The sequence below is a fragment of the Collinsella sp. LCP21S3_A3 genome, from assembly GCF_052118905.1.
Lineage (GTDB): Bacteria > Actinomycetota > Coriobacteriia > Coriobacteriales > Coriobacteriaceae > Collinsella.
Map to the genome: position 1 here is coordinate 19,569 of NZ_JBQKGH010000003.1, position 16,483 is coordinate 36,051.

The window sequence follows — 16,483 nt, forward strand, 5'->3', positions numbered from 1 at the left end:
CATGGATCTTTCGACCTTGATGCCGCAACAGCTGCAGATCGTCAAGACGCTCGACCGTCCGCTGTTTGTCTCGGCGGGCGCCGGTTCGGGCAAGACCTTTACCCTCACGCGCCGCATCGTCTACGCGCTCTCGCCCGAATCCGGTCCGTTCGTCGAGCATCTGGACCAGGTGCTCGCCATTACCTTTACCAAGGATGCCGCGGCCGAGATCCGCGACCGCGTGCGCCGTGCGCTTATCGACGAGGGCATGGACGAGGAAGCGCTGACCGTCGACGACGCGTGGATCTCGACCATTCACGGCATGTGCTCGCGTATCCTGCGCGCACACGCGCTGGAGTTGGGCATCGACCCCGAGTTCACGGTGCTCACCGATACCGACGAGCTCATGGACCAGGCTGTTGAGCATGTGCTGGCCCGCGCGACGGCACCCGATGCCGCCCCCGAGCTCGCGGCATCGCTCAAGGCCCTCTACGCCTGGTATCCCATGGCGGGCGAGGGCGGCCCCTTTGGCGCCGGCACGACCATCAAGGGCCTGGTACGCGACCTGCTGGAGCTCTCGAGCCAGCTGCCGGGCGGCATGGACGACGTGCGCGTGGCGCGCGGCCAGGCCGATACCTCGGCGCTCGCCGATGCCTATCGATCGGCGCTGGGCGCAAGCAAGGCCGCGACCGAGAAGGCGCAGACGGCGCTCGATGCCATCGACGCGTTCGAGGCGAGCGGCAAGACCATGGCCGATGCGGCGCGACTCATGATGTCGTGCGCCATGCCGCGCGCGAGCAAGGCATTCCCCAAGGAGCAGGTCGAGCTGCTCAAGGCCGAGGCCGCCGATGCATTTATCAATATCGTGCTTGCCTGCGGTGCCCCCGCGCTCGATGCACTGGTGGGCTTGGCCCGCTCTGTAGAGGCCGAGTATCGCGCACTGAAGGCTGCCCAGTCCGCCCTCGATAATAACGACCTGCTGCGCATGGCCTACGAGGCCCTGCGCGATTACCCTGCCATTCGTGCTGCGTACGAGGGCCGCTTTAAGATGGTCATGATCGACGAGTTTCAGGATACCGACCAGATGCAGGTCGACCTGATCCGTTACCTGACGGGTGCGGGGGAGCGCGCACTGTGCACCGTGGGCGATGCGCAGCAGTCGATCTATCGCTTCCGCGGCGCCGAGGTCGAGGTGTTCCGTCGCCAGGAGCGCAAGGTGGGATCGGCGGCGTCGTCGGAGACGGTTGCCACGTCCGATGCCCCCGCCGGCGAGCTCGTCAAGCTCGTGCGCAACTTCCGCAGCCACGACGAGGTGCTGCGCTATGTGGCCCGCGTCTTCGACGGCGATGACGGCGGCCTTATGCAGGGCTTTTTGGATCTTGAGGCGAGCGACGGCCGCAAGGACACGCTGGTGGCGGATGCCTCGCGCCGCCAGGCCCTCTTTGTTGCCGGCGGCAGTACGCAGGAGCGCACACAGGCCAAGGCCCGCGCGATCGCGGAGCGATTCCGCGCGCTTGCCGATGCCGGCCAGCCCCAGGGCGGCATGGTGCTGCTGCTGGGCCGCATGACCAACGCAGACGTCTACGCACAGGCCTTCCGTGACCAGGGGCTCGACTGCGTCATCGCGGGCGGCTCGGTCTTTGCCCAAGCTGCCGAGGTGCAGACGGTGCGCGCCCTGGTTTGTGCCCTCGCCAATCCGGCCGATACGGCGCAGGGTCTTATGCCGCTGCTGGCCTCGCCGATGTTTGCACTCGGCGCCCAGGAGTTCCTGGCGCTGGCGACCAAACTCGACGATCAGACGGGCGAGACGTCGCGCCGCAACATCGATGCGGGCATCATGAGCGATTCCGATGTGCCGGGCTTGCAGGGCTTGCCGCTCGTGACGCGTGCCCGCGAGGTGCTGCGCTACGCACTGCGTCGCGTGGGGCGTGATTCGTTCGCCGCCATCGCGCGCGACGCGGTCAATGCTTCCGGCTGGTTCGTGCGCCTGGCGCAGCGCGGCCCCGAGGGCAAGGCCATCGCCGCCAACGTGCTCAAGGCGCTCGATGCCGTGGCCGAGGCGGAGGCCGAGTTCGGTAACTCGCCGCGCTCCATTGCGCTTGCCTTCGATCGCTTCCTGGCGGGCAAGGAGGCCCCGGGCGCCCTCAACGAGGGGGGCGACGGCGCGGTGCGCATCATGACGGTTCATGCCTCCAAGGGTCTGGAATATCCGGTCGTGGCGGTCTCCGAGTGCTTTGGCGTGCGTAAGTCCTCGGGTGCGGCACAGATGGGTCGCGTCGAGGGCGGAGCGCAGGTCGTGGCGCTGCCGGCACGCTTCGACGGCGTTAAACTCGCGGACGGTACGTTCGTAAAGGGCGATGACGTCAAAAAGCAGTTTGAGCATGCGTTTAAGGGCAAGGGCACGTCGCTGTGGCTACCGCCGGAGCTCATGGAGGACGTCTGTGCGACGGGTTCTCCCGCCGAGGCATTTGCCCGCCTGCGCAACGACGACCTGCAGCTTTCGCTCGAGGAGCGGGCCCGTTTGCTCTACGTTGCCATGACCCGTGCGCGCGAGCTGGTGATCTTGGCGATGGATGCCGGCGTGAGCCGTGGCAAGGTGACGGCGCCGACCTTCGATGTCGAGACCGATCTGACCTACGACGTGCTGCGCCGCATTCTGCCGACCGACGCTCTGGACATGCCGCAGCTCGATGCCGACCGCCTGGTATTCGACAACTCCCAGCCGGGCGACTACGAGCTCATTTCGCTTTCGGACTTTACCTTTGGCGAGCAGGCGTTTGAGGCCAACGCTTCGCTGGATGCCGAGGGCAGGCTCGTTCGTGGCGATACCGATGTCGCCGATAATGCTGCGCACTCAACCGTGCCCGGTCCTGCCGACCCCAAGCCCGATTCGTTTGAACTCGTATATCCCCAGGCGGCGGGCGTGCGCATGGGCACGTGTCCGTTCCCGGCGCGTGATTCGTACAGCTATTCGTCGATCGCCGCGGCGCTCCATGCCGAGACGGAAGACCGTGCCGCCGAGGCGCGTGTTCCCATGGACGAGGCAGGCGACGATGCCGAGTCGGATGGCTCGGAGATGGCCGATGCAGACGTGGCTGCTGTCGAGCCCGCCGGCAACCCCATGGCGCTGGGCTCGGCGTTCCATGCCGCCTGCCAGTGGCTCATCGAGATGGGTGCCGATGCGCTGCCCGCTGAGCGTGCCGATGCGCTGACGCGCCTGTGGTGCCTGACGCCGGAGCAGTGCGAGCGTTTTGACGTTGCCCTGAATCGCTGGCTCAGGTCGTCGGTCCGTGCCGAGCTTCTTGCCTGGCCGTGCGTCCGTGCCGAAGTGCCGTTCTTCTCGCTGGGCTGCGAGGACAAGGACATTGCCCGCTTCGGTGCATATGCCGAGGGCGCCATCGATGCGCTGGCGACCGACCCGGCCGATCCGTCACGCGCACTGGTCATCGATTACAAGACGGGTGGCACGCCGGATGAGACACCCGACCAGCTGCTCGAGAAGCACGCCCTGCAGGCGCGCGTCTATTCGGATGTTCTGCATAAGGCGGGCTTTAAGACGGTGACCGTCAAGTTCGTCCGCGTGGAGCAGACGGCCCCAGCTGTCTCAGTCGAGCTCGCCGAGCCCCAGGTGGTCACCTACAACCTCTAGCCCTCAGATAACGTGCGGTGGAATCCTTTTCGATTCCACTGCAGCTCAGGGGTAGCTAATTTGGGACGGGGCTCTTTTAGCTACCCCCATACATCGGTTGAGATGTATTCTGACCCCGACTCGTTCGCCGTCAGTCAAAGGGTAGCTAAAAAAGCCCCGTCCCAAATTAGCTACCCGTGTGGGTTTGGCTAGGTTCGGGCGCTGTCCGTGCCGTGGGGTAAAATCGTTCAGTCAGAACACGAACCCGCATCGGAGCTCATCACATGGCATTCGTCCATCTGCACAACCACACTGTTTTCTCCATGCTCGACGGCGCAACCCGTATCCAGGATATGGTCAACCGTGCCGTAGAGCTGGGCATGCCCGCCGTGGCCATTACCGACCACGGCTACATGTATGGCGTGCCCGATCTGGCGCTGGCCTGCGACGCCGTCAACCACAATACGCCCGAGTACAAAACGTGGAGCCACGACAAGGCCTTCTTGGAAAAGGACCGCCGCGACGAGCTGGTGGAGCCCGATTCCGAGGCAAACCCGCGCGAGCATGCCCAGTATGTGAAGGACATGGCCATGTGGGACGAGAAGGGCAATATCGACGAGCTCAAGCCGCCTCTGGTCATCAAGCCCATCTTTGGCTGCGAGGTCTACTTTACGCCGGACGAGACGCTCGCCCGCGACCACAAACCCGAGCTCTACCACATGATCCTTCTGGCCAAGGACCAGGAGGGCTACGTCAACCTGATGCAAACGGTCTCCGAGGCCGCCGTGCAGGGCTTTTACTACAAGCCGCGCGTGACGCTCGACAACCTGCGCCGCCACGCCAAGGGCATGATCTGCACCAGCGCCTGCATCGCGGGCATCATCCCCAAATACATCGACCGGGGTGACATGGAGGGCGCCATCAAGTGGGCCGAGACCTTCCGTGATACCTTCGAGCCTGGTGACTTCTACATCGAGATCCAGGAACACGGCATTACCACCGATAACGGCCTGACCGACGAGCAGATGGACCGCACGCTCATTGATATCGCCAAACAGGTGGGCGTCAAGGTCATCGCCACCAACGACTTCCATTACCTGCGCCGCGAGGACGCGCCCGTGCAGGACGTCATCATGTGCATCGGCATGAACGCCAAGGTCGACGACCCCAACCGCATGCGCATGACCGGCTCGGAGTTTTACATGAAGACCGAGGAGGAGATGCGGGCGATGTTCCCGTATTGCCCCGAGGCCTGCGACAACACGCTCGAGATCGCCGACAAGTGCTACGTTGAGCTGGACTGGGACTCCATCATTCTGCCGCGCTTCCCGCTGCTCGATCCCGGCGAGACGCACGAGAGCCAGTTCCGCCGCGAGTGCGAGAAAGGCCTGCGCCAGCACTACGGTGACGACTGGGCCACGCGCGAGATCGGTGGCGTCAACATCAAAGAGCGCTTTGAGTACGAATACAAGGTCATTTGCGACAAGGGCTTTGCCGCCTACTTTTTGATCGTCGCCGAGTACGTGCAATGGGCCAAGGACAACGGCATCGGCGTCGGCCCCGGCCGTGGCTCGGCCGCCGGCGCTATCGTCGCCTACGCCATGAACATCACCGCGTTCGACCCGCTCGAGAACGGTCTGATGTTCGAGAGGTTCCTGTCCCCGCAGCGTACCGAGATGCCCGATATCGATATGGACTTCGACGATGAGCGGCGTCTCGAGGTCGTGGAGCACGTTCGCCAGCTCTACGGTCCCGAGAAGGTCACCCACGTCATCACCTACTCGACCATTAAGGCCAAGCAGGCCATCAACGACGCCGCGCGCGTCCTGGACTACCCGGTCTACATGGGCCAGCGCCTGTCCAAGATGGTCTCGAGCGACCCCAAGGTCAAGCTCAAGCAGGTGCTCGAAAAACAACCCGGCAAAGAGGATCTGTTTAACCCCGACTTTGCCGAGGCCTATAAAAAGGACGACGACGCCCGCCGCATCATCGACACGGCGCTCTCGATCGAGGGCCTCACCCGTGGCGAGGGCGTGCATGCGTGCGCCGTTCTGATCTGCCGCGACCCCGTCAACGAGCACGTGCCCACCAAGCTCGACACCAAGGGCGGCGTCGAGATTACCCAGTACGAGGGCCATACCGTTGCCGACATGGGCCTGCTCAAGATGGACTTCTTGGGCCTGCGCACGCTGACGGTTATCTCCAAGGCCAAGGCAAACATCAAAAAGAACTTCGGCATCGACATCAAAGAGGAAGAGATTCCCTTTGACGATCCCGAGATCTTTAAGCTCATGGGCTCCGGCCACACCGCCGGCGTCTTCCAGGTCGAGTCCGCCGGCATGACGGCCACGATCAAGAACATGAAGCCCACCGAGTACAAGCACGTTGTGGCATTGATCGCCCTGTACCGCCCGGGCCCGCTGGGCGCCGGCATGGTTTCGTCCTACATCAACCGTATGAACGGCAAGGAGCCGGCCGTCTCCTACGACGACCGTCTGGACGACATCTTGGGCGAAACCTACGGCACCATGGTCTACCAGGAGCAGGTTATGCTCATCTCCGTCGAGATGTGCGGCTTCTCCAAGGGCGAATCGGACTCGCGTATCCGTAAGCCCGTGGCTAAGAAGAAGATCAAGCTGCTTACGTCGACGGTGCTCCACTGGGAGGATGGCTCGGACGAGACCACCTACGACCACTGGATGAACGGCGCCATCAAGAACAACTACACGCGCGAGGTCGCCCAGAAGATTTGGGACGATGTTCTCGAGTTCGCGTCCTACGCCTTTAACAAGTCGCACTCCGCCGGCTACGCCATCTTGGTTATGCAGACGGCGTGGCTCAAGGCGCACTATCCGCACGAGTACATGGCGGCCGTCCTGACGTCCTATACGGGCAAGACCGACAAGATCGTGCACTACGTCTCGGCATGCCGTCACGACGGCATCCCCGTGCTTTCGCCAGATGTCAACGAGTCCGGTACCGAGTTCACGGCTACCAAGGAAGGTGTGCGCTTTGGTCTGGCCGGCATCCGCGGCGTGGGCACCGGCGTGGCGCAGGCGATTATCGCCGAGCGCGAGGCGGGCGGTCCGTTTAAGACGCTGCATGATTTTGTCGAGCGCGTGGATTCGAGCCAGGCCAACCGTCGCGTGATCGAATCGCTCATCAAGGCAGGTGCCTTCGACTCCACGGGGTATCCGCGTCGTCAGATGATGCACTTTGTGGACAAGAACAACCCCGAGAACATCATCGATGCCGCGGCAAAGCGCCAGAAGGATCGCGCGAGCGGCCAGACGTCGTTCTTCGACATGTTTGGCGACGTTGAGGGCTCGGGCTTTGAGGTGAGCGTACCCGATCCGGATGGCCAGGAATGGGACCGCCACCTTAAGCTGAGCCAGGAGAAGGAGGTTCTGGGCATCTATGTCTCGGACCACCCGCTGCGCCCGTTTGAGTATGCGCTCAGCAAAGCGCGCGACTTCTCGTTTTCGCAGATCGACACCGGCTACGAGGTGCAAAACCCCACGGGCGGCACCATCAACCAGGAGATTCCCGAGGGCAAGGCGCTGTGGTGGGCCGGTATGGTCTCGAGCGTGTCCAAGCGCGTGACCAAAAACGGCGACCCCATGGGCATCGTGCAGCTCGAGGACATGGAAGGCGAGGCTACGGTCGTGGTGTTCCCCAAGACCTTCAAGGAGGCCGAGGGGTATCTGTACGGCGAGGTCGATCCCGAGACCGGCGCGCAGCTGTCCGACGCGTTTGTGCGCATTAAGGGCAAGCTCGAGCGCTCGGACCGCGGTGACCAGATCATCGCGCAGGAGATCGTGCCGCTTGAGCTCAACGAGGAGAACAACAAGCCCAAGGTGTTTGAGGTCATGGTGCCCAACAGCCGCTTTAGCCAGGGCAACATGGCGCGTCTTGCCACGGTGCTCACCGCCAACCCGGGCGGCGACCGCGTAGAGATCTTTATCGAGCAGGCGGACGGGCGCGTGCTGCGTGCCGAGGTACCTGCTAAGGTCAACGCACGCTCGATTCCGCTGTTGGCCGAGGCCAAGGCCATCGTGGGTAACCAAGGCAGAGTGACGGTGATCTAAGGACGCCGTTGGCGGGGTAGCTAATTTGGGACGGGGCTTTTTTAGCTACCCTTTGGCTGACGGCGAATGAGTCGGGGTCGGAACACATCTCAACCGACATATGGGGGTAGCTAAAATAGCCCCGTCCCAAATTAGCTACCCCGGGCGAGATTGGAGGAAGCGATGGCGCAGGGGACGTTTGTGCAGACGCTTCGTAAGGAGGCGGCGCTCAGCAGTACCTTTATGAAGGGGCGTTCGCTCATGCTCAACGGCGCCGTGCTGTCGTTTGAGGACTCCGGCTCGCGCTTTTCCAAAAACGTGAATATCGAGGGTACGGTGCGTGGTTCGCGCGGCGACCTGTATAAGACGCACGTGGCGCTCGATATGGACGAGCACGAGGTTGTCGACTACGACTGCGATTGCCCCGCCGCCTTCCGCTATTCCGGCATGTGCAAGCACGCCATCGCCACGGCGTTGGCGTATCTGGATGCCAGCGGCGCCGAGCCCGTCGAGGGTTTGCGCACGCCGGTCCGCACGTTTACGGTGTCGCCCGCACAGTCCAAGCAGCCCACACGCCCCGCGCCCAGCGCATCTGCGGTCAACCCCAACTTTCCCTTCCCGGCGCCCGTGCCCACGAGCCCGAGCCTTGTGGCAGCGCTTTCCGATCTTTCGGACGCGCGCATGGATAAACTCGTGGCCATGCGCCGCAAGCTCGCCGGCACCATTGACCCCGATGCGCCCAAAGCAGTGCTGGAGCCCTCGCTGGTGCCGTACTACAATCCGCTGTTTGCCGATCGCTTTAGCTGGGCGCTCGAGTTTCGCATCCGCTGTGGCTCGGTGTCCTACGTGGTTAAGGATATCGACGGCATGGCCGATGCCTATGAGCGTGGCGGTACGTTCTCCTATGGCAAGAAGCTTACGTTCCTTCATGCGCCCGAGGCTTTCGATGATGTGTCGGCAAAGCTGCTCGACTTTGTTGCAATGACGGTCGCCTACCTAGGCGATATTACGAGCTCGCGCTCGGCATCGTACGACTTTGCCCGCAGCGGTTTTGTCGCCGAGCGTCAGCTGCCGGTATCCGAGTATTCCATCGTGTCCGTGCTGGACCTGCTGCGTGGCAGGACCATGTTCTTTGAACCTGCTTGGTCGCGGGGGACGACGACGCACCGCGCCTACGAGGTGGCGGTCGAGTCGTTGCCGGAAGGGGAGAACGAAGTCCCGGCTAAGCGCCCGCCGCTGATTGCTGCCAAGATTGTGCCGGCAGCCGGGGGCAGCTACGACTTGCGCCTTCCGGCCGATACGTACTGCTTTGCCTCGGGCGACGTCGCCTATCTGGTCGATACGCGCCGCGCGCGCCGTACCGACACGGCGTTTGCCCAGCATGCCGCGCCGTTCCTATCGCACTTGTTGCCCTGCCGCACACCGGTCCATATCGCCGCCGACCAGGTGGGTGAGTTTTGCCGCATGGCGCTGCCTATCTTGCGCGACTACACCGACCTTACCGCGCCCGCTGTGCTCGATACCGTGGCGCCCGAGCCAAGCTTTGCCATGGCGATCGGCGTCGACGATGGCCTTGTGACCTGCAAAATTACGGTTACCTACGGCGACTGGTCGGCAGATCTCTTTAGCATGGGCGCTCCGGGCAGCCCCTTCGAAGAGCAGCGCCCGGGCGTGCCGCCGCGCGACGAGGTGGCAGAGTTTCGCGTTATGGATACGGCGGCTCTGTATTTCGACTTTTACGAGGGTGGCCTGGCGTTTGAGGAACGCGATGACGAGAGCCTGTTCCACTTGCTGACTGAGGGCCTGTCTGCCCTGTCCGAGCTGGGCGAGGTCATGCTCAGCGACCGCCTGCGCCAGATCTCGGTCCGCCCTGCGCCCAAGCTTTCGGTGCGCGCCACCGTCAAGAGTAACCTGCTCGACGTCGAACTGGGCGCGAGCGGCCTTTCGGCGGCAGACCTTGCCATCTACCTCGATTCCTACAAGCGTCACCAGACGTTTGCTCGTCTCACGTCGGGCGATATCATTCGCCTGGACGAGGGAGCGCGCGCCGCGTTTGGTCTTGCCGAGGATCTGGGGGTCGATGCTGTCGACCTGCTCGACGGCGTGTCGCTTCCCGCGTCGAGTACCCTGTTCGTCGACAGCATGCTTGCGCGCACGCCCGCGCTCGAAGCCGATCGCGACGCTGCATTCCGTCGCACCGTCGAGCGCCTGGACACGCTCGGCAAGATGGACTTTACGGTGCCGGCCTCGCTCAAGGCCACGCTGCGTGGCTACCAGGTCGACGGCTACCAGTGGCTCGGTTCGCTCGAGCATCTGGGCCTTGGCGGCATCTTGGCCGACGACATGGGCCTGGGCAAAACGCTCCAGATGATCGCGCATATCCTGGCGCGCGTGGAGGCGGGGGACGCTAAGCCCACGCTCGTGGTATGTCCTGCGTCGCTTGTGTACAACTGGACTGCCGAGCTGGAGCGCTTTGCCCCCTCGATTGATGTGTGCGCCATTGTGGGCGCCAAGGCCCAACGTCGCGTGCAAATTGCCGGCGTGGCCGAGCATAACGTGGTCGTAACGTCGTATGACCTCATGCGCCGCGATATCGACGAGTACGTCGAGCAGGACTTTGCCCGCGTGGTGCTGGACGAAGCCCAGTACATTAAAAACCCGCTCACGCAGGTGGCTCGCGCCGCAAAGCGTCTGCCGGCCGGCGTGCGCTTTGCCTTGACGGGCACGCCCATCGAAAACCGCCTGTCCGAGCTCTGGAGCATCTTCGACTTTTTGATGCCGGGCCTGCTCGGCACGCGCGAGTCGTTTGCCAAGCGCTTCGAAAGCCCGGTCGAGCACGCCGAGGGTGACAGCGCCGCTCGCCTGCAGGCGCTCGTGTCGCCGTTTGTGCTGCGCCGCGTCAAGGAAGACGTGGTGGCCGACCTGCCCGAGAAGATCGAGGATACGGTGATGGCGCAGCTCACCGGCGAGCAGCGCAAGCTCTACCTGGCCAACCAGGACCGCATTGCCCAGCAAGTGCAGCACCGCGAGGCCGGGGAGTTCAAAAAAGATAAGCTCAAGGTACTTGCCGAGCTCACCAAGCTGCGCCAGATCTGCTGTGATCCTCATCTGCATTACGCGGACTACAAGGCGGGAAGCGCCAAGCTCGATACGTGTATGGAGCTCGTCCACGGCGCGCTCGACGGCGGTCATCGCATCTTGCTGTTCAGCCAGTTTACGGGCATGCTCGATATCATCGGCAAGCGCCTGGCCAAGGAGGATATCGCCTTCCTTAAGCTTACGGGCGCATCGTCTAAAGAGAGCCGCGCCAAGATGGTTGCGCAGTTCCAAGCGGGCGAGGTGCCGGTGTTCTTGATTTCGCTCAAGGCGGGCGGCGTGGGCCTTAATTTGACGGCTGCCGACGTGGTCATCCACTACGACCCGTGGTGGAACGTGGCGGCGCAGGACCAGGCGACCGACCGCGCCCACCGCATTGGCCAGCAGCACACCGTGACCGTGTACAAGCTCATCGCCAAGGACACGATCGAGGAGCGCATCATGCAGATGCAGGAGTCCAAGCGCGATCTGGTCAACAGTGTGCTCGGCGGCGATGGCATTTCGTCGGCGCTGTTTACCCGCGAGGACGTTCTGGCGCTGCTCGGTGGCGACGGTCGCTAGCTGCGCGCGGGATGGGGCTGCCGGGCTGGGCCAGGTCGCCGGTTCGTCCTGGCCCGACCGCTTGCCTCACCCGTTATGTGTTCATTTGTAATGCCATGGATGGTTCGGCGCTCTTTGGGCATAAGAACCATTGAGAACATTGGCACATCAGCAAAGGAGAACATCATGGCGAAATTCTTTAAAGACTCCGACGGCAAGCTCGTTGCCGCTCTTGGCGACGACGTTGCGACCCCTGCCGGCTGCACGGAGCTGACGGCAAACACCGAGGATGCGGCGCACGAGAAGCACGTGCCTGTTGTCGAGACCGAGCGCGACGGCCACGTCATTCGTGCGCGCGTGGGCTCGACGGAGCACCCCATGCTGCCCGAGCACTACATCGAGTGGATCGCGCTTGAGGCCGAGGGCCGCCTGGAGGTCCATTACCTTGAGCCCGGCATGAAGCCCGCGACGTTTTTCGCTGGCGGCTCCAAGACCGGTACCGTCTATGCCTACTGCAACCTGCATGGGCTGTGGTCCGCGACGTTCTAGGAGCGCGCCCCCGCTCGGGGTATCATAGCTAGCATATGCACATGCAAGCGCCGGCTGCATTATGCGGCCGGCGCTTTTACTACGGTTTCGATGGTTTACGACGGAAAGGGCTGGGCCATGAAGCTCGCGCTTGCACAGATCGATATGCGCCTGGGTGATATTGAGGGCATTTGCGGTCGCATCGAGGACCAGGCTCGTCTGGCCCACGAGCGCGGGGCGCGCGTGCTGTGCGTCCCGGCACCGCTCTTTATGGGTGCTCTGCCCGGCGGCCTGATGGGTACTGCCGACTTTGAGCACGACATGCTGACAGGCCTGACCGGTGTTGCCGAGCGTATCCAAGAGCTCGATATGATCTGCATCGTGCCCGCGGCGGTTTCGTTTGAGGGCCAGCCACTGCTCGACTACATGATGCTCAAGGACGGTCATGTGGTGCCGGCGCGATCGAGCATTGCCCTGCAGCGTGGCGAGAACAACGACACGCGTTGGGCGCCGCCGGTGTTCGACGTGGACGGCGTGCGCATCGCCGTGATTTTTGACTTGGACCGCGAACTCGAGATGTTGCCGACCGGTGTTGACCTCATTGCGTATTTCCAATTCAACGCGTTTGACATGACCGACCGCGAGACTGCCGCCATCGCCGCCGTTCGCAGCGGTGCCTACCGCAAGATCGCATCTAAGCGCAGCGTGTGGTTTGCCTGCATGGCGCCGGTCGGTGCGTACGACGAGTCGGTATATACCGGCGGTTCGTTTGTGCTCGACGACTGCGGTCGCGTGGTGGCCCAGGCGCCGTGTTTTGAGGAGAGCCTGCTGGTTCAGGAGATTCAGCGCGGCGTGATGCTCGATGCCCTGGAAGATCACGAACTGCCCGAGTTTCGTTCCGAGGAGTGGCTGTGGCAGGCGCTGGTGCTCGCCGTGCGCGACAACGCCCGCGCTCGCGGCACGTCGCGTGCTGTGGTGGCACTCGAGGGTGACTTGCCGTCGTCCCTGCTGGCGGCACTTGCCGTTGACGCTCTGGGCCCGCGTAATGTGATTGGCCTTGTGCTGGGGCGCAACCGTATCTTTACGCCGGCTCAGGAAGAGGCCGAGGCTGCCCACTGTGCCGCCGTCCGCGCGATTGCCGAGCGCCTGCACATTCGCACCGTCGAGCGCGATGCACCGGATGCGGCGCGTGTGCTCGATCGCGACGTGTCGGCGGGCGATGCCGAGCGTCTGCGCTCGCGTGCGCTGGGCCTGATGCTCGAGGATACGGCGCTCGAGCTGGGCGCCATGGCGTTGAGCCCGCTCTCCAAGACCGAGTACGCGCTAGCGGCGCCCGCACTGTCCGGCGGCTACCAGGGCGACTTTGCGCCCTTTGGCGATGTGTACCTGTCGACGCTTGAGTTTGTGGCGCGCGTGCGCAACCGCACGTCTGCCGTGGTGCCCCAAGAGCTCGTGACGCTCAACGCGGTGGAAGATTGTATGGAGCGAGTGCTGGCGCAGGCGCTCTCGACGCTCGACGGTCCGGTCGATATGCTCGACCGCGCGGCACAGCTGCTCGGCGGGCTTGAGCCGGGTGAGGTCGATGGCGCGCTCGAGGCGCACGTGGACCGCAATCGATCTTTCGACGACATCCCGATGGCCGCTGGCAAGCCTGAGGCCTGCTCGCTGCTGCTGATGCTCGTTCGACAGGGTGAGGCTGCCCGTCGCATGTTGCCGACGGCGCCGATCGTTTCGGCCCGTTCGTTTGCCGAGCGCGCTTGGCCGTACATGCTTGCGTGGTCCGATTTGGGGCTCAACGGCAAGGAGCGCATGACGGTTGATTCACTGGCGCGCGCCGAAGTGCGCCGCTTTGCCGATAGCGATACGGGCGATCGCATGCGCGGTGAGATGATGGGTCTGTTGGGTGAGCTGTTGGGTATTTCGCCCGAGCAGATGGAGGAGCTGCGCTCTGAGGACGGTCAGCGTCGTTTGCACGAGGGAATGAAAAAGTTCGAGGGCGAGGTCCAGGACGCCATCGAAAGGATGATGGGCGGCCAGGGCGGACCGCAGGGCGGGCCCCAGGGCACGCCGATGCCACATCCGCCGGTGGATCCCCGTCAGTTTCCTTTTTTCTCGCAGAACTAAACTGGGGATGGGGCCAAGGTTACGCGGTTTTGCCAAACCGCGTAACGAGTCGACGCTACGCGAGCCCCTGCCGGGCCATCTGCCGCTCAAACCGTCGCTTGCGTACAGAAGTACGCGGCGCTCCTCTTTCGCGACACCTTGCCACGGCAGGGACTCGCTCGCTGACTTATGCTCAACCTATGGTTCGACCTTGCTTGCCAGATACGGTCGCTGTTGTGTTATTCTAGAACAGACGTTCGTGAATAGTGCGTGGGGCCTTGCCTTGCGCTGCGCTTGTGACGAGGGGAGGTTGGCTTGGTTATCTTGGGTATCGACCCTGGTTTGGCCCATACGGGGTGGGGGATTATCGAGGAACGACGTGGCGAGGTTCGCTGTCGTGCCTATGGCTGCATCGAGACCAGTGCTGGAAGTCCGCTCGCGGTGCGCCTGTCGCATATCGCTCGCGACCTCAAGGGCGTTGTCGAACGCTATCGTCCCGATACCGCTGCTATCGAGAGCATCTACTTTGGCGCTAACGTTCGTTCGGCCATCCCCACGGCGCATGCCCGCGGCGCTGCGCTTGTGGCGCTTTCGGAGTGCGCGCTCGAGATTGGCGAATACACGCCCATGCAAATCAAGCAGGCTGTTGTGGGCACCGGCGCCGCAGACAAACGGCAGGTCGCCTACATGGTGCGTACGCTCACACAGCTCGATCACGACCCGCACCCCGACCATGCCGCCGATGCCCTGGCCTGCGCCATCTGCCACGTTAACCTCAGCCGCACCCGAGCGCTTACCGGCGGCGAGTTCTATCAACAGAGAGGAACCGGATACTGATGATCTCCCAGCTCCACGGAACGCTTGTCGAGGCCACGATGAGCTCTGCTGTCGTCGATGTGTCGGGCGTTGGCTTTGAGCTCGGCATCTCGGGCAGCACTGCGGCCACGTTGCCGACGCCCGGCGGCGAGGTTCGCCTCTACACGCGTATGCAGGTGCGCGAGGACGCCATGACACTTTTCGGATTTTCCTCAAAGGATGAGCGCACAATGTTCGACCGGCTCGTGTCCGTCTCGGGCGTTGGCCCGCGCTTGGCGCTCGCCGTGCTTTCCACCTATACCGTGGGGCAGCTGTATTCGCTGGTGATGGCCGAGGACGACAAGGGCATGGCCAAGGTACCCGGTGTGGGCAAAAAGACAGCTCAGCGCCTCATTCTGGAACTCAAGAGTACCTTTGCCAAGGATAAGGGCTTTGTGCCGGTCGACGTGATTCCCGGACAGGTTGCGATGCCCGTGCCCGCTGCCGCTCCCTCGGCCATCGATGATGCCCGCGCGGCACTCCTTTCCATGGGCTTTAGCCCGCAGGAGGCCGATGTCGCTCTGAGCGGGTATGATGGGCAGGATATGCGTGTCGAGGATCTGCTCGGCGCGGCGCTTAAGCGACTCGGAATGGATGCGTGATGTGGGAAGCCGATGACTCTCAGGACCTGTGGGCGACGCCCGGCAACTCGCCGGCGGCATCCATGGCGCATGGCGAGCGCATGGTGGGCTCGGAGCTGACGCCCGAGGACCTCGATGTCGACCGTACCCTGCGTCCCCAGCGCCTGGACGACTACTGCGGTCAGGAGCATATCAAGCAGAGCCTTCGCGTGCTGATCGAGGCGGCGCAGAGCCGTGGCGAGACGCTCGACCACGTGATCTTCTCGGGCCCTCCGGGTCTGGGCAAGACCACGCTGGCCACCGTTATCGCCAACGAGCTGGGCGCTCAGATTAAGACGACGAGTGGCCCGGCCATCGCGCGCACCGGCGACCTGGCGGCCATCCTTACCAACTTGCAGCCGGGTGACGTGCTGTTTATTGACGAGATCCACCGTCTCAACCGTTCGGTCGAGGAAGTCCTGTATCCCGCGATGGAGGACTTTGCGCTCGATATCGTGATTGGCAAAGGTCCGGCGGCGCGCTCGATTCGCCTGGATATCCCCAAGTTTACGCTGGTGGCGGCAACGACCCGCTCGGGTATGCTGACCGGCCCGCTGCGCGACCGCTTTGGTATTTCGTATCGCCTGGACTACTACACGGTCGAGGAGCTTGCCCAGATTGTGACGCGCTCGGCAACCATTTTGGGCGTGACAATAGACCATCCGAGCGCGCTCGAGATCGGCTCACGCTCGCGCGGCACGCCACGTCTTGCCAACCGCTTGCTCAAGCGCGTGCGCGATTACGCCCAGGTGCGCGGCAACGGTCCTATTGAGCTTGATATCTGCCGTCAGGCGCTCGAGTTCTTTGAGATTGATGAGCTTGGTCTGGACTGGATGGACATTCGCATCTTGGAGACGCTCGCCAAGACGTTCTCCGGCCGTGCCGTTGGCTTGACCACGCTTGCCAGCGCGGTGGGCGAGGATCCGGGTACGCTCGAAGATGTCTACGAGCCCTATCTGTTGCAGTGCGGGTTGATGATTCGCACGCCGCAGGGCCGTCAGGCAACCCTTCGCACATTCGAGCATTTGGGTATCGAGCCGACCCTGTAGGAATGGGCTTGTTTTAGC

At 63.3% G+C, this 16,483-nt stretch carries 8 protein-coding genes; all 8 read left to right on the forward strand.

The features are described from left to right. The first annotated feature begins 1 nt into the window (after nt 1). The 8 genes from ACTQ0H_RS02210 to ruvB all read left to right on the forward strand — a co-directional run bounded on the left by ACTQ0H_RS02210 (nt 2) and on the right by ruvB (nt 16,465). Nucleotides 2–3,628 (forward strand): UvrD-helicase domain-containing protein, encoded by a 3,627-nt coding sequence (locus ACTQ0H_RS02210; protein WP_441547727.1) that lies wholly within the window; start codon nt 2–4, stop codon nt 3,626–3,628. A 263-nt stretch (nt 3,629–3,891) separates the two neighbouring features. Then, nucleotides 3,892–7,695: a DNA polymerase III subunit alpha gene (dnaE, locus tag ACTQ0H_RS02215; protein ID WP_441547728.1), complete on the forward strand. Its 3,804-nt coding sequence runs from the start codon at nt 3,892–3,894 to the stop codon at nt 7,693–7,695. A gap of 162 nt (nt 7,696–7,857) precedes the next feature. After that, nucleotides 7,858–11,331 (forward strand): DEAD/DEAH box helicase, encoded by a 3,474-nt coding sequence (locus ACTQ0H_RS02220; protein WP_441547729.1) that lies wholly within the window; start codon nt 7,858–7,860, stop codon nt 11,329–11,331. Nucleotides 11,332–11,496: 165 nt separating this feature from the next. Beyond that, nucleotides 11,497–11,859: a desulfoferrodoxin family protein gene (locus tag ACTQ0H_RS02225; protein WP_427747728.1), complete on the forward strand. Its 363-nt coding sequence runs from the start codon at nt 11,497–11,499 to the stop codon at nt 11,857–11,859. Nucleotides 11,860–11,976: 117 nt separating this feature from the next. Then, the gene (locus ACTQ0H_RS02230) at nt 11,977–13,962 is read left to right on the forward strand and encodes a hypothetical protein (protein ID WP_441547730.1); all 1,986 of its coding nucleotides are present in this window, start codon (nt 11,977–11,979) and stop codon (nt 13,960–13,962) included. Nucleotides 13,963–14,256: 294 nt separating this feature from the next. Continuing rightward, on the forward strand, nt 14,257–14,778 hold the full coding sequence (ruvC, locus tag ACTQ0H_RS02235) for a crossover junction endodeoxyribonuclease RuvC (RefSeq protein WP_035137351.1): 522 nt from the start codon (nt 14,257–14,259) through the stop codon (nt 14,776–14,778). Next, complete coding sequence (ruvA, locus tag ACTQ0H_RS02240) at nt 14,778–15,398, forward strand: Holliday junction branch migration protein RuvA (protein ID WP_154515896.1); 621 nt, start codon at nt 14,778–14,780, stop codon at nt 15,396–15,398. Before ruvC ends, ruvA begins: the two co-directional genes overlap by 1 nt. After that, nucleotides 15,398–16,465 carry a Holliday junction branch migration DNA helicase RuvB gene (gene ruvB, locus ACTQ0H_RS02245; protein WP_152073622.1) on the forward strand — a complete coding sequence of 356 codons (1,068 nt, stop codon included), beginning with the start codon at nt 15,398–15,400 and terminating at the stop codon, nt 16,463–16,465. The genes ruvA and ruvB overlap by 1 nt, the downstream gene beginning before the upstream one ends. Nucleotides 16,466–16,483: the final 18 nt, after the last annotated feature.

Coding starts and splice junctions, on each gene's coding strand:
- dnaE (WP_441547728.1), top strand. CDS start 3,892: ATGGCATTCGTCCATCTGCACAACCACACTGTTTTCTCCATGCTCGAC.
- ACTQ0H_RS02210 (WP_441547727.1), top strand. CDS start 2: ATGGATCTTTCGACCTTGATGCCGCAACAGCTGCAGATCGTCAAGACG.
- ACTQ0H_RS02230 (WP_441547730.1), top strand. CDS start 11,977: ATGAAGCTCGCGCTTGCACAGATCGATATGCGCCTGGGTGATATTGAG.
- ACTQ0H_RS02225 (WP_427747728.1), top strand. CDS start 11,497: ATGGCGAAATTCTTTAAAGACTCCGACGGCAAGCTCGTTGCCGCTCTT.
- ruvA (WP_154515896.1), top strand. CDS start 14,778: ATGATCTCCCAGCTCCACGGAACGCTTGTCGAGGCCACGATGAGCTCT.
- ACTQ0H_RS02220 (WP_441547729.1), top strand. CDS start 7,858: ATGGCGCAGGGGACGTTTGTGCAGACGCTTCGTAAGGAGGCGGCGCTC.
- ruvB (WP_152073622.1), top strand. CDS start 15,398: ATGTGGGAAGCCGATGACTCTCAGGACCTGTGGGCGACGCCCGGCAAC.